This is a genomic window from Amycolatopsis australiensis (assembly GCF_900119165.1).
In the GTDB taxonomy this organism is placed as follows: Bacteria; Actinomycetota; Actinomycetes; order Mycobacteriales; family Pseudonocardiaceae; genus Amycolatopsis; species Amycolatopsis australiensis.
The window spans coordinates 8,697,955-8,714,126 of the sequence record NZ_FPJG01000006.1 but is presented as its reverse complement, the minus strand read 5'-3'; the positions used below and the strand labels follow the sequence as shown (position 1 = coordinate 8,714,126).

The following is a 16,172-nucleotide window of genomic DNA, read 5'->3' as shown; positions in this document are numbered from 1 at the left end:
AGTCGGCAGCCCGAGGAGCGTCATGAACGAACGACGGTGGAGCGCGGCGGAAATTCGTGCCGAAGCGGACCGTCTGACGGTGATTGCCGACCACGACCCCGCGGTCGCCGATCCGGTCGCCCTCGGCGCTGTCGGCTATCTGTTGCTGGACATCTTGGACAACACGCATCCGGACTTCGACGCGCGGCTCGAGCAGGCGATCCGCCTGCTGCGCCACGGAGTTGAATTCGCGCCGGCCGATCCGCTGGCGCACGCGTGGCGGACGTCCCTTTCGGTGGCGTACGCGCACCGGGCGAGCGTCGGGGACGGTGCCGAATGGGAGGAGGCCCTCGGTTGGGCCGAAGCCGCCGTGGCGACGGCCGGAAACCCGGACGAGCACGCCGAAGCCGTGCTCGAGCTGGCGAATACTCACGTGACCAGGCTCGAGAGCGGTTGGGACGACGAGAACTCGTCCGACGCCGAGCGCATCGCCGAGCTGGACAAAGTCTCGGCGATCCTGCGCGGCTTCGACGGCACGCTCGGTGACGCGGTCGACCAGGCGTGCTTGGACCTGCAGAGCGCCCGGCTGCTGGCCGCCCGGTTCGAGGTGCTGGCCGAGCAAGCCGATCTGGATCGTGCACTGGCGTTGTTCGACACCGCGCTGCCGTTGCTGCCTCCTGGGCATCCCGACCTGCCCGCAGGATGGAGCCTGCTCGCCGAGCTGCGCCACTCGCAGTACCTCCGTTCCGAGGACGAGGCTCACCTCGAGGCCGGAGTGGCAGCAGCGGTTCGCGCGGTCGAGTCGACCGAATACGCCGACCCGGTGCGGCCGGACCGGCACCTGCTGTTGGCCCGGCTGCTGTTGACGCGGAACGACCTCCGGGAGTCGCCGGACCCCGATGACCGCGACCGCCTGATCGACAGCCTGTCGGTTGCGGTTACGGGAGACGTCGGCGCGTACACGTGGTACGTGCTCGGCGACGAGCTTCTCGATCGAGGCCGGGAAAACCAGGACGCCGCCGACCTTCGTGCGGCGGCCCATTGGCTGCGGTGCTACGCGCAACAGCAGGACTCGTCGGGCGAGGATGCCTGGCTGGCCTGGAGCCTGCTTACCGAAGCGCACAGCAGGCTCTTCGAAATCACCGGCGAGCCGGAACACGCGGACCTGACCGTCGAGTGCGCCACCCGGACCCTCGGCTTCCCGATGCCCAGACACGATCTCGTCGAAGAGATGCACTGGCGCCGGCTGGTCACCGTATTCCAGGACGGAGATCGCCCGGACCTTGCCGCCTACGTGGCGGAGCATCCGGTGCTCGACTGGCTCCGGGCGGCCCAGCGTACCGTCGAGGAAGGCCGGGACGGCGAGGCGACCGAAACCACCGAACTGCTCGCGTTCACCGTCGGTCTGTCCTGGTTCAGGATGATGATGGTGGCGCCGAACCAGGTCGTCGTGTATCCGGCGGACTTGTTCGAACTGCTCGAAACCATGGAGCCGCTGTTCCGGTCCGCGGTCGAGATTTCCGATCTCGAGGACGACCTGGTGCTGTTGCTGGACACCATGGGCGAGATCGTGGCGAACATGCGCCGGGTGCTCGACCGCGACGGGACCGCCGACTTCACAAATCTGCAGCGGGTTCTCGCCCACCCAGAACTCGGCGAGGAACGTCACGATCTGATCGCCGCGGTCGCCATGCTGCTGTTCATGGCGGGATCCGTGTCCGGCTCCATTCGCGCCCTCGATGCGGGGATCGACCTGCTCGGCAGGGTCGAGCAGCGTGCGACGGACGCGGAGAAGCGCCGTGAAGCGGAGGCCCTGGCGTGCGTGTTCCGCGTTTTCCGGGCTTTTAACCTGCGAGTGAAGCCGGCCCGGCTGTTCGTCCTCGGCCGTAGAGCGTGGGAGCTTCTTGCCGAACTTCCGCACTCCCCGGGGATTGCGCCGGTTCTGCTTATGTTCGACGTCTTCATGCGCCCGCTCACGCGGATGGCAGGCGCGGAACCGTTGCCGCCGCTCCACCCGGTGGTGGCCGAGGAAGCGTGGATGCGCCACCTGCTCGAACCGTTCACCGTATCGGAAGACCTGCTGAACGCCACCGCGCGAAACGACGCCGCGGGCGTCCGGGCCATTTGCGACAGGCTCGATCGCCTGGCCGAGGCCAGCGTCGACCGCGACGTGACGATGGCAGTCCACGGAATGCGTGCGGCGGCCCTCGACCAGCTTTCGAAGATGGAGCCGGGTAACCGCGATGTGCTCGACAAGACGATCGACGCCTACACCCGCGCAGTCGAACTTCCCGCCGAAGGTTCTCCGGTGCTGGAAGATCCCCTGTTCTCCCTGGCTGAAGCGTTGCGGCGTCGCCGGGGGCCGGGTGACCTCGCGCGGAGCCGGGAGATCGGCATCGAGATCGTCACCAACGCGGGGTGGCGGGTGCTGCTGCAGTCGGGCAGCGCCGAGGCGGTGGAAGTCGCGCGCACCGCCGTGCCGGCCGTGCAGGAGCTCGTCGCTTGGTGCTTGTCCGACGGCGCGACCGCCGATCTCGTCCGGACGCTCGATTCTCGGCGCAGCCTCGTACTGCGCGCCGCGAATACCACCCGGTCGGTCGCGGCGCGCCTCATTGCGCTCGGCCACGCGGACCTCGCTGAAGAGTGGGAGACCGCCGGGGGCGTCGAAGAGGCGTTGTTGCCTGAGCACGGCGGCCCTGGCACGGGCTGGGGCGTCTTGCGCCGGAAGGTGCTGACGGCATTGACCAAGGATCCCGACGGCCTGGTGACCCCGCCGACGATCGAAGAGCTGCAGAAGACGTTGCGGACACAAGGCTCTGACGTCCTGGCCTACCTGGTGCCGGCAAACGGCCGGCACGAGGCCGTGGCCGTCATGATTCCCGCAAGGGGAGAGCCGGTGGTGCGGATGCTGCCGGATCTGGGGATGGGTATTCCGGTCGAGCGGTACCAGGCCGCTTACGACGCATGGGACAACGCCGCCGATCGGAAGGGGCCTGAGTACGACACCTGGCGGCACACGCTCAGGAGCGTATGCGAGTGGGCGTGGCGGGCGGTTGCCGGGAACCTGCTGGAGTTCGGCAGGCGGCACGCGGGCGATCGCGATCCGCGGATCGTCCTGGTGCCGATCGGCATTCTCGGCCTGGTGCCCTGGCACGCCGCTTGGCGGCCGATCGGTGGCCGCGACCGCTACCTGGTGCAAGACGCGACGATCTCGTACGCGCCCTCCGGACGGTTGTTCTGTGAGGCTGTCGAGCGCCCCGAAATTCTTTCGCACAACGCTGTGTTGGTCGGCAATCCCGGCCGTAACCTGCTCGCGGGTGCCGTCGAGGCCAAGGCCATTCGGGACGCTTGCTACGAGCAGGGAGTGTTCCTGGGTGGAACCGGGCAAGCACCCCGGCGCTGGACGCCGTCCCCCGACGGCCGTGGTACGCCCGAGGAGATTCTCGAACGTCTGCGCAGCCCGCTGCGCGTCCTTCATCTGGCTTGCCATGCCGTGGCGAACGTGCGGGAACCGTTGCGGTCGAGCATCGAGCTCGCCGGCGCACCCCGAAGTGATCTGTCCGCTGCGGAACTGCTGGAGCTGAGCCCCACCCGGCCGCTCGAACTTTCCGTAGTCGTGCTGGCGGGTTGCACGACCCATGTGACCGGCGTGGACTACGACGAAGCGCTGAGCCTTTCCACGACGTTCTTGGCGATCGGCGCGCGGACGGTGGTCGGCTCGCTCTGGCTGGTCCCGGCCGGCTGGGCGACCGCTCACATGATGTTCTTGTTCCATCACAACCTGTGCCACCAGCGGCTACCCCCGGCTGAAGCGTTGCGGAAGGCACAGATCGGCATGTTGGAGTCCGAGCCGCGCGCGCTGAGGAGCATGCCGGAGGAGTTGAAGGAGCTTCGCCGGTCCGACGCCGGCGAATTCGCTATCGAACACTGGGCCGGTTTCACCCATCAGGGCTGCTGAAGTAGCCGGATTCACACGTCAACCGACCGAAGCGGTACTCCCGGATTCCGCCGAACTCAGATTGGAACACTTTCATGGGTGCCTTCTTGGCGATCGTCTACATCATTGGCATGCTCGTGACGAGCGTCGTTGTCCGTCGTCGAGCCGGAGTGCGTCACTTCGGTCGCATCTCCGTTTCGCAAATGGGCATCGGCTGGTTCCTCAAGGCGATGGCCGTCACTGCCTTCTGGCCCGTGGCGCTGGTCGTGGGGCTGATCAAGCGCGCGACCGAACAGGACGACGCACCCGCGCAGCGATGACCGGCGCGATCCCGCAATGGGCAATCCCGGTGTCCGGTAATCTGACCGGCGACCGAGGGGAGCTGACGCGGTGGCACGTCTGCACGTCGGCTGCGCGATGTGGACCCACAAGGCGTGGCCCGGGCGGTTCCTGCCGCCGTCGCTGCCGGCCAAGGAGCGCCTGCGGGCCTATGCCGGCTGGTGCAACGCCGTCGAAGGCAACACCACCTTCTACGCCACTCCCGCCCGGGACACCGTCGCCGGCTGGGCGCAGCAGACCGGTCCTGACTTCCGGTTCGTGGTCAAGCTGCCCAAGCTCGTCACGCACGAGCGCCGGTTCGCCGGGGTCGAGACCGAGATGCGGGCGTTCCTCGACGCGATCGAGCCGCTCGGTGACCGGGCGGTCCTGTGGACCCAGCTGCCCGGCTCGTTCGGGCCGCCGGACGTCGAAGCCCTGGTCCGCTTCCTGCGCCGGCTCCCCGCCGACCGCCGGCGTGCCGTCGAAGTGCGGCACCCTGCCTTTTTCAGCGACGTCGGTGCGACGTCGTCGCTGGAGCGGGCGCTCGCCGCCGCGGACGCCGAGTGGGTGCCGTTCGACACCACCGTCTTCTTCCGGAGCCCGCCGGTCAGCGAGGCCGAGCAGGAGTCCTGGACCAGGAAACCGCGGCTGCCGCGGCGGACGCGGGCGCTGACCGGCCGGCCGATCGTCCGCTACCTGGGCCGGGACTCGGCCGAGGAGACGGCCGCGGGCTGGCGGCCGTGGACGGAAGTGGTCGCCGGCTGGCTGCGCGAGGGCCGGTCGCCGACGGTTTTCGTGCACACACCCGACAACGTCGACGCGCCCGCGCTCGCCCGCCGCTTCCACGACGACGTGCGCGCCCTGGTGCCCGGCCTCGACCCACTGCCCGAGCCCGGGCCGGTCGAGCCCGCGACCCTGTTCTGACCGCCGGGTTCACCCGCCTGCTCCAGCCACGGCGGCCGAGAGGAGCGTCGCGGCGGCGAGACCGCCCCAGAGCGCGGCCGGCCCGCGTGCGGCCAGAGCGGTGATGACCGCGGGGGAGACGGCGAGGCCGAAACCCGTGGAGAGCTGGAAACGCGCGAGGGCGCGGCCCAGGACGCGGACCGGGGCGAGGGCGGCGACGAGCGCGGTGGCGCTGCCGGCGTAGAGGATCTCGCCGAGCGTGCAGACCACGGACACCGCGGCGACGGCCGGCGCGCCCCAGCCGTGTCCCAGCGAAGTGGCGGCGAGGAAACCGAGGTAGGACGCGGTGAGCACCACGCCGGCGACGGCGAGCACGGTCCGGCGCGGGAAGCGGGACATCAGGACGGTGACCGGGACCTGCAGGGTGACCACCAGGACCGTGTTGGCCACGAAGACGGCCGCCGACCACACCGGCGAGGCGTGCAGCTGCGTCGCCAGGACCAGGGGCAGCGCGATTTCGGGGACGTTGAGGCAGAAGACGTAGACCAGGTTGGCGGCCAGCAGCGCCCGCATCCGGGGCGCGGGCTCGTCGGCGCCGGCCTCGGCCGTGGCCGGACGTGCCTGCACGTGGACCGACCACGCCAGGGCGGCCGCCGTCAGGTAGGCGAGCCCGGTCACGGCCGCCAGTGCCTGCAACGCGGTGGTGCCGCCCGCCAGGCATGCGGTGGCGACGAGGCCACCGGCGCCCAAGCCCGCGTTGCGCAGGGTGCGGGCGGTCGCGAGAGCGGCGTCGCGTTCGCGGCCGTGGGCGATCGTGGCCACGAGGGCGGCGTGGGCGGCGGGCCAGGCCTGGTTGCCGATGCCGAGGAACAACGCCGCCGTCGCGAACAGCCAGGCGTTGCCCGCCGGGGTGGCCGGCAGCAGTGCCACGCCCAGCACCCGCACGAGCATCGACGCCGCCACGACCGTGCTGCGCGCGCCGCGGTCCAGCCACCGGCCCACCACGGGCAGGCACCCGAGCCCCGCGACGACCCCGGCGGTCATGGCGATGCCGGTGACCGGCCCGGACAGCCCCAGCACCGTCACGCCGTACAGCAGGAGGAACGGCCGCAGGAGGCCGGTGCCGAGCGCGTCCACGGCCAGCGCGAGGGCGTAGCGGGGGCCGCCGGAGGCACGGACGAGCGCGCGCGGCCGGATCTTGGTGGTGGTCGCCATGGCGTCAACGGTCCGTCCGGACGGCGGACCGGCCGCGCCGGTTGACGAACACCGTCAACCGGCGCGGCCGCGGGGCGTCCGGGCGGTGAGAAACTGGCGTCGGTTTCCGGCGCCGTCACGCTGTCTCCGGACGGCACGAGCATCATCGTGGACAAGCTGCAGGACAACGCGACGTCCGCCGGCGGCACGGGGGTCACGTTCCTCCCGAGTGTCTTCGGCCGCCCGCACCTGGTGGCGATCCACGCGCGCGGGTGGCAGCCCGTGGTGCAGTACCCGGTGGCCGCGCCGGCCCGGCCGGAGCCGGTGCCGCTGGAGACGGTCACCGCCCGGCTGGAGGCACTGGCGCACCCGGTACGCCTGCGGCTGCTGCGCACCCTGGCCCGTGGCCCGCACACGACCGGCGAGCTGGCGCACGCGTGGGAGCTTTCGCCGCCGGAGGTCTCTCGCCACCTGGCGGTCCTGCGCCGAGCGGGCCTGCTGACGTCCCGCCGGCAGGGACGTTATGTCCGGTACACGGTCAACCTGCCCGATCTGACGGCGCTGGGCGCGGACCTGCTGGCGGCCGTACTGCGCTGAGGGCGTTCACCGATGGGCGGCCAGCACCGCGGCGAGTCCTTCTCGCAGGTCCTCGACGAAGAACCCGGGGACCTCCAACGACGGGAAGTGTCCTCCGGTCCCGGGCGCCCGCCAGCGGACGATCTGCCGGAACCGCTGCTGCACCAAGGGACGCGGGTACTTCTCGATGTCGCGGGGATACACCGTGATCGCCGACGGCACGTCCACTCGCAGCTCGGGGTCCAGCGAATCGTGGCTCTCGTGGTAAATGCGGGCTGCCGACGCTCCGGTCCGCGTCAGCCAGTACAGCGTGACGTCGTCCAGGACGCGGTCCCGGGAAACCGTCTCGAACGGGCTGTCTTCGGTGTCCGTCCACTCGGCGAACTTGTCGAGGATCCAGGCGAGCAGCCCGACCGGTGAGTCGACGAGCGAGTACCCGATGGTCTGCGGCCGGGTCGCCTGCTGCTTCGCGTAGGCCGCGCGCTCGCGCCAGAAATCGCGGGTTTCCTCGGTCCATCGGCGCTCCTCCGCCGTCAGCCCGTCCGTGGGCAGTCCGGGCGGTGCCTGCGCGGTCGTGGTGTGGATGCCCAGCACCTGCGCCGGGAACCGGCCGCCGAGGATCGTGGTGATCACGCCGCCCCAGTCGCCGCCGTGCGCGGCGAACCTGCGGTAGCCGAGCCGTTCCATCAGCTCGACCCAGGCGGCCGCGATCTTTTCGGTTCCCCATCCCGTCGTGGCCGGCTTGCCGCTGTAACCGAAACCCGGCAACGACGGCGCCACGACGTGGAACGCGGGCGCGTCGGCGTCTGCCGGGTCTGCCAGCTCGTCGATGACGTCGACGAACTCGGCGACGCTGCCCGGCCAGCCGTGCGTCAAGATCAGCGGAGTGGCGTCGGCACGCGTGGATCGCCGGTGCAGGAAGTGGATTTCCAGGCCGTCGATGGTCGTGCGGAACTGGCCGATCCGGTCGAGACGTGCTTCGAACGCCCGCCAGTCGTACCCGGTCCGCCAGTACGCCACGACGTCGACGAGGTCGGCCAGCGGAACGCCCTGGTCCCACCGGGTGGCCGTCTCGGCTTCCGGCAGCCGCGCCGCAGCCAGCCGCGCGCGCAGCTCGTCGAGGTCGGCGTCGGTTGCGTGGGCGGAGAACGCGTGCACGTCGCCGGCTGGGGTGGGCATGAGGCCTCCTCGTCGTCGGGACCGGTGGTGAACCAGCTAAGACGGTTCTAACACGGCCCGCGGGCAACCGGCAACCTGCTAAGCTGGTTCCATGCCCGGTGAGTTCCCGCCGTTCCGCCTCGGCAGCGTGCTGGCGACCAGCTTCACGGGGACTCTGTCGGAGCGTTTCGGCACGCCGGTGGAACGCATTCCCACGCCGCAGCGACTCGTCGACTGGCTCGAAGCCAACGGCCTCGCCGTGGATTCCTGCACCGGCGCGCAGCTCGAACTCGCCCGGGAACTGAGGGAATCGATCCACGCCGCCGCGACAGCGGCCGCGCTCCACGAAGCTCTGCCCGGGTCTGCTGTCCGGATCATCAATGACCGCAGCGTTCAGGGCCGGGCCGCGGCCGTCCTGACCCCCGAGGGGAATCGGCGGTGGCAGCTCGGTCCGGCGTCTCCGGTGGAAGACGCGCTGGGCGTGATCGCCGCCGACGCCATCGACATCATTTCGGGTGAACGGGACGGAAAACTGGCTTTGTGCGCGTCGCCGACGTGCCGGGCCGCCTTTTTCGACACCAGCCAGAGCCGGACCCGCCGGTGGTGTGACATGAACACGTGCGGAAACCGGCAGAAGAAGGCCCGGTTCAACGCGAAAGCCGGCCCGAAGCGAACAGCTGAACCGCGTCGGTGACGAGCAGGTCCGCCTGCTCCGGCTGGGCCCGGCCCGACGTGACGAGCACCGCGATGCCCTGCAGGGTGGCCGCGAACAGCAGGTTCAGCCGTTCCGGATCGTGCGCGGGCAGCGTGCCCGCTTCCTGCGCGTCGTGAATCACCGCGCCCATCGTGGTGAACAGGCGCGTGGACGCTTCCTGAAGGGCGGCGGACGGCTCGTCGTTCTTCCGGGTGAACATCAATTCCAGCAACGCCGCGTTGCCGATCGCGAACCGCACGAAGGCTGTCGCCGCGCCGCGTAACCGTGCCTGGTGGTCCGCGCCGGCGTCGTCGATCGCCGCGCTTGCTTCGTCGGCCAGGCGCGCGAATCCTCGCTCGGCGAGGGCGTCGAGCAGAGCCTGCCGGTCGGCGAAGTGACGCCGTGGTGCCGCGTGGCTCACGCCGGCCTGCCGGGCCAGGTCTCGCAGCGAGAGGCGCTCGACGCCGTGCTCGCGCAGCGCGCGCTCGGCCGCCTCGAGCAGCACGGTGCGCAGGTGGCCATGGTGATACGCGCGGTCTTCCACGACGCCACCCTAACAACCGAAGTAGTCGTTGACGACATAGTTGTCACTGTCTACATTGTTGCTCATGACTACATTCGATGCCGGGGCCGTCCCGGACCTGACCGGCACGACCGCGATCGTGACCGGCGCCACCAGCGGTATCGGACTGGCCACGGCCCACGCCCTGGCCGGCGCCGGTGCCCGTGTCGTGTTCGCCGTGCGAGACGTCGGCAAGGGTGCCGAGGCCGCCGCGAACACCCCCGGCCGCACCGAAGTCCGTGAACTCGACCTGGCCGACCTGGCGTCCGTGCGCGCGTTCGCCGCCAGCTGGACCGGCCCGATCGACCTGCTGATCAACAACGCCGGCGTCTCGATGCCGGCGCTGAGTCACACCAAGGACGGCTTCGAGACGACGTTCGGGGTCAACCACCTGGGCCACTTCGCCCTGACCACGCTGCTGCTGGAGCACGTCACCGGCCGGATCGTGACGCTCGCGTCGCAGGCCGAACGCCTGGCCCGGCTCGACCTCGACGACCTCGGCCGGCGGCAGCGGCCGTACCGGCAAAGCCGGGCGTACAACAATTCCAAGCTGGCGAACCTCCTGTTCACCGCGGAGCTGCAACGCCGGCTCACTGCGACCGGCTCGGCCGTCCTGGCGAACGCGGCGCACCCCGGTCTGGTCGCGACGAACATCTACCGCCGCACGGGACCTCGCCGTCCGGCCGACCTGTTCTGGGCGCTGGCGTTCAAGCTGCTTGCCCAGGACGCCGAGCACGGCGCGCTTCCGGTGCTCTACGCGGCTGTGGCCGACATTCCCGGCAACAGCTTCGCCGGGCCCAGCCGCTTCGCCCACCTGCGCGGCGCGCCGCAGCTGATCGACCGGACGGCCGTCGCGCGGGATCCCGAACTCGCGCGTCGCCTTTGGGTGCTGTCGGAAGAGCTCACCGGCGTTCGCTCCCCGGTGTAGGCCGCGGCTACCGGCCTCCGTGGCGCGGCAGGACGAGCAGGGTGATGGAGTTCGCCGGGTACGCCGTGGTGACCTGGCCGCGGCTCACCGGCAGGTCCTGACCTCGCACGATCGACGACAGGTCGGCCGGGCCGTAGGTGAACCGCTGTGCCGTGGCCGCGCCGGGAACACCGGCGATCGACAGCGGCGCGGTGAGGTCGGCGCCCGTCTTGTTGATCACCATGAGGGTCACGGCGCCGTCGCAGCGGCGTTGCGCGCCGTAGATCGCGAGCTGTCCCTGGTCGCTGCTGGCCGCCGAGACGCTCACGTCGCCGAACCGGCTCCCGGCGCCGTCGTAGTCGCGGTACATCCGGAACGCGTACGCGCCGGGGTCCGCCGGTTTCGGTTCGCCCCAGATGGTGGCCAGGTCGAGCCCTTCGCGGCCGAAGATCCCGAGGACATCGGCCTCGGCCAGCGCGCCGTTGATGTCGTCCAGCGCACCCCAGTTGTACTCGGTGATGGCGGTCTTGGTGCCGGGGTCGTACTGCGAGACCCACTTCTTCATCGTGCGGATGAACTGCAGCGGCGGGGCGTTGACGCCGCTCGGGCCGATCCAGGACTCCTCGACGTACGACGGATCCCACAGCGAGCGCGTCGACCGCAGCCGCCACGCGTCGGCCTCGGGTGTCTTGTCGCCGCTGATCTGGGGGTAGTAGTGCTGGTCGAAGTAGTCGAGCAGACGCCGGCCGCGGGCGTCGCCCGCGTCCTTCATGTTCTTCAGGAACCACTGGGACAGGTTGAGCCCGCCGTGGGCGGCGGCGTCCGCGCCGGGCGCGCAGCCGTCCAGCCCGGAGGCGACCCATTCGCAGTAGCCCCAGCCGGACGGCCCGAGAACGGCGGCGCGCGGATCGGCCGTCTTGACGGCCGCGGCGGTCGCCGTGCTCTTCGTGCCCAGTTCGTCGTCGGACACGGGCTGGGGATGCACGTCCCGGTGGGTGGAGCTCCACAGCACCGGCTCGTTGTCGAGTTCGTAGATCGGCACGCCGCCCCGGGCCGCCGGGCCGAACTGGCTGACCAGGTGCGACACCATTTCGCCGGCGAAGGAAGCGTCGGCCGGGACGGAGGTGTCCGCCGGCTCGGCCCCGGTCAGGTTCGTGTTGTCCAGCCGGCCGTTGCCGCAGTCGGCGTCCCACTGGTCGAAGGAATCCTGGGCCGGGAAGCGCGCGGCGGGGAAGCCGCACGCGTGCGGCGACGCCGGTGAGTCCTTCGCGACCCAGCCGGTCATCGGCACGGTGACCACTTGCTTGGTCCCACGAGCCCGATTCCGCTGGACGTACGCCTCGAGCGTGTTGTCCGGCCCGGCGACGATGTTTTCGAAGAACCAGTCGCTGCCGGTGTTGTAGGTGTGGTTCTTGAAGTTGTAGCGGCTGGTCGCGTTGCCGCCCCAGCGCGAGACGGGAATGCCGAGCTCGGCGACGAGCGCCGGATCGCCACCGTTCATCCCGTAGATGTCGGGACTGATGGCGTGCCGGGCGGCGAACAGGTCGACGGACAGGCTCGGCCCGGCCGCGGAAGCCGGTGGCACCGCGACGGTTTGCGCGACGAGCAACGCGGCCAGGACACCACCGCTCACCGTGCCGGTCCGCGGGCGACGTCGTCGTTGACCAACCATCGGAGACTCCTGCCGTCGACTTCTGGGAGCGCTCCCACACGCTACCGGCCCAGCGCCGCTCGTCAATCGGTCGATCGGACGCGCCGTACTCGGGCGCCGTGGAAAACCGATGACGCGAACCAACACGCGCGGAACCGGTGGTGGCGGTCGCCGAGCCGAGGGCGATCGACGCGGCGGCGGTCACCGGCAGACCACTGACGTTCGTCGACGCTCCGGAGCTGGTCGTGGTCCTGGCGTAGTTCCGGGAGTTCCAGGTGCTGACCTCGGCGGACCTGAAGTACTGGGAGCCGGCAGATCTGGGCGAAGTGCTCTTCAACTACTGGGACTGATCCGGCGGCAGTCAGGCCGGCAGAAACGTGTCCCGCGAGGAAGCCCGGTCGAGTCCGCACGATTGTCCGGCCGGAGCAACCGCTGGTCACCGGCCGAGTTGGCCGGCGATCCACGTGACGACAGCGCGGGTGATCCCGGAAACAACTCCGCTGAGCACAGCGCGGAGAAGAGGGCGGACTTTGCGATCGCGGGCATCGGTCATCAGTTGCTCCTAGGTCAAATGGGGGAACACGTGGTGACCACTCTGGCCACCCGGACCACGCGGCAGAACCGTTCCCGGTCGCTCTCGGCCGTCGGAATTGTTTAAGCTGCTCATGGCCGGATTCCGGGCACCGGATTCCGCTGGTTTCCGGTCGACCGAAGCCGGGGAGGGCGGTTTGGCGCGCTTGCAGGCGGTGTTCGCCGCTGATCTCGATCAGTTGCGGCGGCACGCGGGATTGTCGATTGCCGAGCTGGCCGGCCGCGCGGGGCTGTCGTCGTCGACGGTGGGCGATCTTCTGCGGGGCGGCTGGGTGCGCGTGCCGCCGTGGGAGCGGGTGTCGAGCCTGGTCGGCGTCTGCGTGGCGGCGCTGCCACCGGGAACACGGGCCGAGGAGACGCGCCGGCTGGGCGAGCTGAAGTGGTGGAAGGAGCAGCACGCCGACCTGGTCCGGCGGCTGGCGAGCCGCGCACCCGAACCCGGCAGCCGGACGGCCGCCCGCCCGGTTCCCCGGTGCGAGGACGACCCGCGAACGGTCGAACGTCCCGAGCTGGGAGCCTGGTTGCTCGCCGCGCTGACGGCCGGGCAGCCGGCTCCGGTGGTGCTCGTCGGCGCCGGCGGCTTCGGCAAGACCACGGTCGCGTCTTGGGCGTGCGCGCGGCTGCAGCAGCACTTCCGAGACGGCGTCTACTGGTTCCGCCTGGGCAGCGCGACCAACGAGTCGGTCGTGATCGGCCAGCTGTGCGACGCCGTGGCCGTCCTGACCGGCCGGCGCCCGGAGCGGGCTTCCTCGGTGGCCGGCGCGACCGAGGCGTTCGCGGCGGCGCTGGGCGACCGGAAGATGCTGCTCGTGATCGACGGGGTGCGCAACCGGGCCGACCTGGCGCCGTTCCTGGTGGGTGGCCCGCGTTGCGTACGCCTGGTGACGACCCGGCGGACGGGCCTGGTCCGGGGACGTGAGCGGGTGGTCGACGCGATGACCGAGGCCGAGGCCAGGGCGCTGTTGTGCCGGGACGTCGACGCGTCCGCCGAACCACCGGTGAGCTTGCTGGACCGAGTGGGCCGGTGGCCGCTGGCGCTGTCGCTGCTTAACGGTGTGCTGATCAGCCTCCTTCGCCGGCGTCTCCCGCCGGCGCTGGCGTTCCGGGAACTGGACGCCGCGTTGACCCGGTCCGGGGTGGCGCTGCTCGACGAACTCACCGACACCGACAGCGGCCCGGGCGTCGCCGCCACCCTCCGCCTGAGCTTCGACGAGCTGGTCGCCACGTCCCCGTGCGGTGCGGCGTCGCTGGAGCGGTACCTGATGCTGGCGGCGTTCCCCGAGCGGCTGCCGGTGCCCTACGGCTTGCTTTCCGCCCTGTGGGGTCTGGACACGGTGTCGATGACCAGCGAGTGCGACCGGTTCTTCCGCCATTCCCTGCTGGCCGAGCTGACCGGAGACGGCGTGCGCCTGCACGACGTCATCCGGGATCACCTGCGCCGCACGCACCCGGAACGGGTTCGCGAGGCGAGCCGTCGCCTGCTGGACGCCGTCCGGCCGCCGGACGGCTGGCACCGCGCCGGCAGCGCCGTGCGGCAGCAACTCGCCCACCACCTCATCGGCGCCGGGGCGGCGGACGAGCTCGCGGCGCTTTGCGTCGACCTGAGACATCTGGCTCGCCGCGTCGACGCGGACGGGGTGCACGCGGCCGAAGCCGACGTCTCCGCCTGCCTGGCCACGCAGGAAGATGATGCAGAACTCGCGACACTGCTGAGGATCTTGAGGTCGTACGGCCATTTGCTGCACGGCACCGATTCGGCGCTGAGCCTGTACTGCCACCTGTCCGGCCGCGTCGCCGTCACGCACGTGGACGAGGCACTGCCCGCCTGGTCTCTCCGGCCCGTCGAGCCGCTGCCGGAATGCGGCAGCAGCGCTCTGCTGCGTTCGCTCGCCGGGCACCGCGGCCAGGTGTCGTCGGTGCAGTGGCTGGCGGACGGCACGCTGGCCACGGTCGGCGGCGACGACGGCACGCTGCGGGTGTGGAACGCCGAGACCGGACGAGCCCGGCCGGCGGTCGACGTGTCCGAGCACCTCGTCCTCCGTGCCCGGCTCAGCCCGGACGGCCGGTGGCTCGCCCAGCTCCTCCACGAACATCCGCTCGCCGGCCGAGGACACCCAGGCACCAAGCCCGAGTGGGTGCTGCGCACCGTCGTCACGGACACGCGAGACGGCTCGGTGCTCGCCGTCGACCACCTGCATTGGCTCGACATGTTCCTGAACGGCGTCGCCGACCTGCACTGGAACGAGGACTCGACGCAGCTCGCGGTCGCCGGCGGCGGGCGCCTGCGGGTCTGGCGTCCGCAGGCAGAGCCGAGCACGGCCCCGACCCGGACCCACGACATCCCGGTCTACGCGCTGAGCTGGCACCCGGACGCCGGTCTGGTCGCGATCTCGGACCACGCGCTGTACGTCTGGGCGGATCCGGCTTCCCCGGACCCGCCCAGGCAGATCGAGTACAGACCCGCATACGCAGAGATGACGATGCGCTCGGTCGCCTGGAGCCCGGACGGGCGCCTGATCGCGGTCGGAATGGACTTCGCGGTCGCCGTGCTGAACGCCGCGACAGGGCGGCCGGTGCTGGTCAAGTACGTGCAATCGGCTTGCGACACGGTCTCGAGCCTGGCCTGGCGGCCGGACGGTGAGCTGCTCGCGATCGCCGGGAACGGCGGCTACTGGGGCGGGGGTTTGGTCGCGCTGACCGATCTCGCCCCGGACGCCCCGATCGTCGTGGCCGACATCCGGACGGCCGCGGTGACGGACCTGGCCTGGAGCACCGACGGAGGCGTGCTGGCCGCGGCATCGGTCGACTCGACCGTCCGCCTGTTCGGCAATGACGCCATCGACCGGATCGAGCCCTTGTCCGGAAACGTCGCTCGGCCACCGGAACCACCACCCGGGGTCGTGTTCCGGCCCCTGCCGTCCGGGGCCCTGGTCAGCGGCACGACAGCCACCGAGGACACGCTCGTCGTGACGAGCGCCGACGGCCTGCTGGCGGTGGAGGCCTGCACCGCCGAGGGGTTCTCGTGGGTCATGAGCAGCGCGCAGGCCTGCACCGACTACGGAGTCCTGCCGCACGCCGCCCGCAAGGTCTTCGGCCGGCCGGACGAGCGCCTGGAGCTGCGGACCGTCCCGGACCGCGCGCTCGTGGCGGAGATCGTGTGGCCGAAACCCCGCGCGCTGGCGGTGAACCCGGATCGGACGGTCATGGTCACGACGACGGAAGACGGCCGGATCACCGCTTACGAACTGAGCACGTTCCGCCCGCTGTGCACGGTGGTGCTCGAGGAGCCGGCGGTAGCGTGCTGGTTCAGCGAGTCAGGCGACCGATTCACCGTGGAGGGCAACAGAAACACCTACGCATTCGAGGTGCGCGTTTCGAGGCGAGGCTGAGCGGCCTCCGCGGCCGCCGGCTCATGGTGTGGGCTACTGGGACGTCCACAATTTCGCCTCCGAGCCGGCGCAATGGGACTAGGCGCCGGACTGCTCACCGGCCATCCCGGAGCCTCCGGAGTGCCAGCGCGTATCCGTCGCACAAGATGCGCGACATGGGCTTCGGTGACGCGGATTTTCTTCGGAACTTGCACCGGTAACGGAACCACGGGAGAGTCGGCACCGTCAGTACCCAGGGGAGCAAGGCGGGTGCGATGGCGGACTTGCCGGACATCGAACGGCTTAATTGGCCGGGCGCGACACCCAACGCGGC

At 70.7% G+C, this 16,172-nt stretch carries 11 protein-coding genes; 7 read left to right on the top strand and 4 right to left on the bottom strand.

Annotation, left to right across the window (positions count from 1 at the left end):
• Positions 1–22 precede the first annotated feature (22 nt).
• The 3 genes from BT341_RS41475 (at position 23) to BT341_RS41465 (ending at position 5,158) form a co-directional block, all read left to right on the top strand.
• On the top strand, positions 23–3,937 hold the full coding sequence (locus BT341_RS41475; RefSeq protein ID WP_143168808.1) for a CHAT domain-containing protein: 3,915 nt from the start codon (positions 23–25) through the stop codon (positions 3,935–3,937).
• Positions 3,938–4,023: 86 nt separating this feature from the next.
• Positions 4,024–4,236 (top strand): hypothetical protein, encoded by a 213-nt coding sequence (locus BT341_RS41470; RefSeq protein WP_143168807.1) that lies wholly within the window; start codon positions 4,024–4,026, stop codon positions 4,234–4,236.
• A gap of 97 nt (positions 4,237–4,333) precedes the next feature.
• On the top strand, positions 4,334–5,158 hold the full coding sequence (locus BT341_RS41465) for a DUF72 domain-containing protein (RefSeq protein WP_072482463.1): 825 nt from the start codon (positions 4,334–4,336) through the stop codon (positions 5,156–5,158).
• Positions 5,159–5,167: 9 nt separating this feature from the next.
• Here the strand turns inward: BT341_RS41465 and BT341_RS41460 are convergent, their stop codons facing one another.
• Complete coding sequence (locus BT341_RS41460) at positions 5,168–6,352, bottom strand: MFS transporter (RefSeq protein ID WP_072481411.1); 1,185 nt, start codon at positions 6,350–6,352, stop codon at positions 5,168–5,170.
• Positions 6,353–6,445: 93 nt separating this feature from the next.
• Here BT341_RS41460 and BT341_RS41455 point away from each other — a divergent pair, with 93 nt between their 5' ends.
• Positions 6,446–6,928: an ArsR/SmtB family transcription factor gene (locus tag BT341_RS41455; protein WP_281256046.1), complete on the top strand. Its 483-nt coding sequence runs from the start codon at positions 6,446–6,448 to the stop codon at positions 6,926–6,928.
• A gap of 6 nt (positions 6,929–6,934) precedes the next feature.
• Here BT341_RS41455 and BT341_RS41450 read toward each other — a convergent pair whose 3' ends face one another.
• Positions 6,935–8,086 (bottom strand): epoxide hydrolase family protein, encoded by a 1,152-nt coding sequence (locus BT341_RS41450; RefSeq protein ID WP_072481410.1) that lies wholly within the window; start codon positions 8,084–8,086, stop codon positions 6,935–6,937.
• Positions 8,087–8,177: 91 nt separating this feature from the next.
• Between BT341_RS41450 and BT341_RS41445 the strand changes: the two genes are divergently transcribed.
• Positions 8,178–8,759, top strand: coding sequence for a CGNR zinc finger domain-containing protein (locus tag BT341_RS41445; RefSeq protein ID WP_072481409.1), 582 nt, complete (start codon positions 8,178–8,180; stop codon positions 8,757–8,759).
• Here the strand turns inward: BT341_RS41445 and BT341_RS41440 are convergent.
• Complete coding sequence (locus BT341_RS41440; RefSeq protein ID WP_072481408.1) at positions 8,713–9,303, bottom strand: TetR/AcrR family transcriptional regulator; 591 nt, start codon at positions 9,301–9,303, stop codon at positions 8,713–8,715. The genes BT341_RS41445 and BT341_RS41440 overlap by 47 nt on opposite strands.
• Before the next feature lie 64 nt (positions 9,304–9,367).
• On the opposite strand from BT341_RS41440, the gene BT341_RS41435 reads away from it, so the two are divergent.
• On the top strand, positions 9,368–10,249 hold the full coding sequence (locus BT341_RS41435; RefSeq protein WP_072481407.1) for an oxidoreductase: 882 nt from the start codon (positions 9,368–9,370) through the stop codon (positions 10,247–10,249).
• A 7-nt stretch (positions 10,250–10,256) separates the two neighbouring features.
• Here BT341_RS41435 and BT341_RS41430 read toward each other — a convergent pair whose 3' ends face one another.
• Positions 10,257–11,861 carry a glycoside hydrolase family 44 protein gene (locus BT341_RS41430; protein ID WP_245805270.1) on the bottom strand — a complete coding sequence of 535 codons (1,605 nt, stop codon included), beginning with the start codon at positions 11,859–11,861 and terminating at the stop codon, positions 10,257–10,259.
• Positions 11,862–12,607: 746 nt separating this feature from the next.
• Here BT341_RS41430 and BT341_RS41425 point away from each other — a divergent pair.
• Complete coding sequence (locus tag BT341_RS41425; protein ID WP_177329021.1) at positions 12,608–15,859, top strand: helix-turn-helix domain-containing protein; 3,252 nt, start codon at positions 12,608–12,610, stop codon at positions 15,857–15,859.
• Positions 15,860–16,172 lie beyond the last annotated feature (313 nt).

Bases quoted from the DNA above. Each gene is read 5' to 3' on its own strand.
- BT341_RS41475 (WP_143168808.1), top strand. From the start codon at position 23: ATGAACGAACGACGGTGGAGCGCGGCGGAAATTCGTGCCGAAGCGGAC.
- BT341_RS41465 (WP_072482463.1), top strand. From the start codon at position 4,334: ATGTGGACCCACAAGGCGTGGCCCGGGCGGTTCCTGCCGCCGTCGCTG.
- BT341_RS41460 (WP_072481411.1), bottom strand. From the start codon at position 6,352: ATGGCGACCACCACCAAGATCCGGCCGCGCGCGCTCGTCCGTGCCTCC.
- BT341_RS41450 (WP_072481410.1), bottom strand. From the start codon at position 8,086: ATGCCCACCCCAGCCGGCGACGTGCACGCGTTCTCCGCCCACGCAACC.
- BT341_RS41445 (WP_072481409.1), top strand. From the start codon at position 8,178: ATGCCCGGTGAGTTCCCGCCGTTCCGCCTCGGCAGCGTGCTGGCGACC.
- BT341_RS41435 (WP_072481407.1), top strand. From the start codon at position 9,368: ATGACTACATTCGATGCCGGGGCCGTCCCGGACCTGACCGGCACGACC.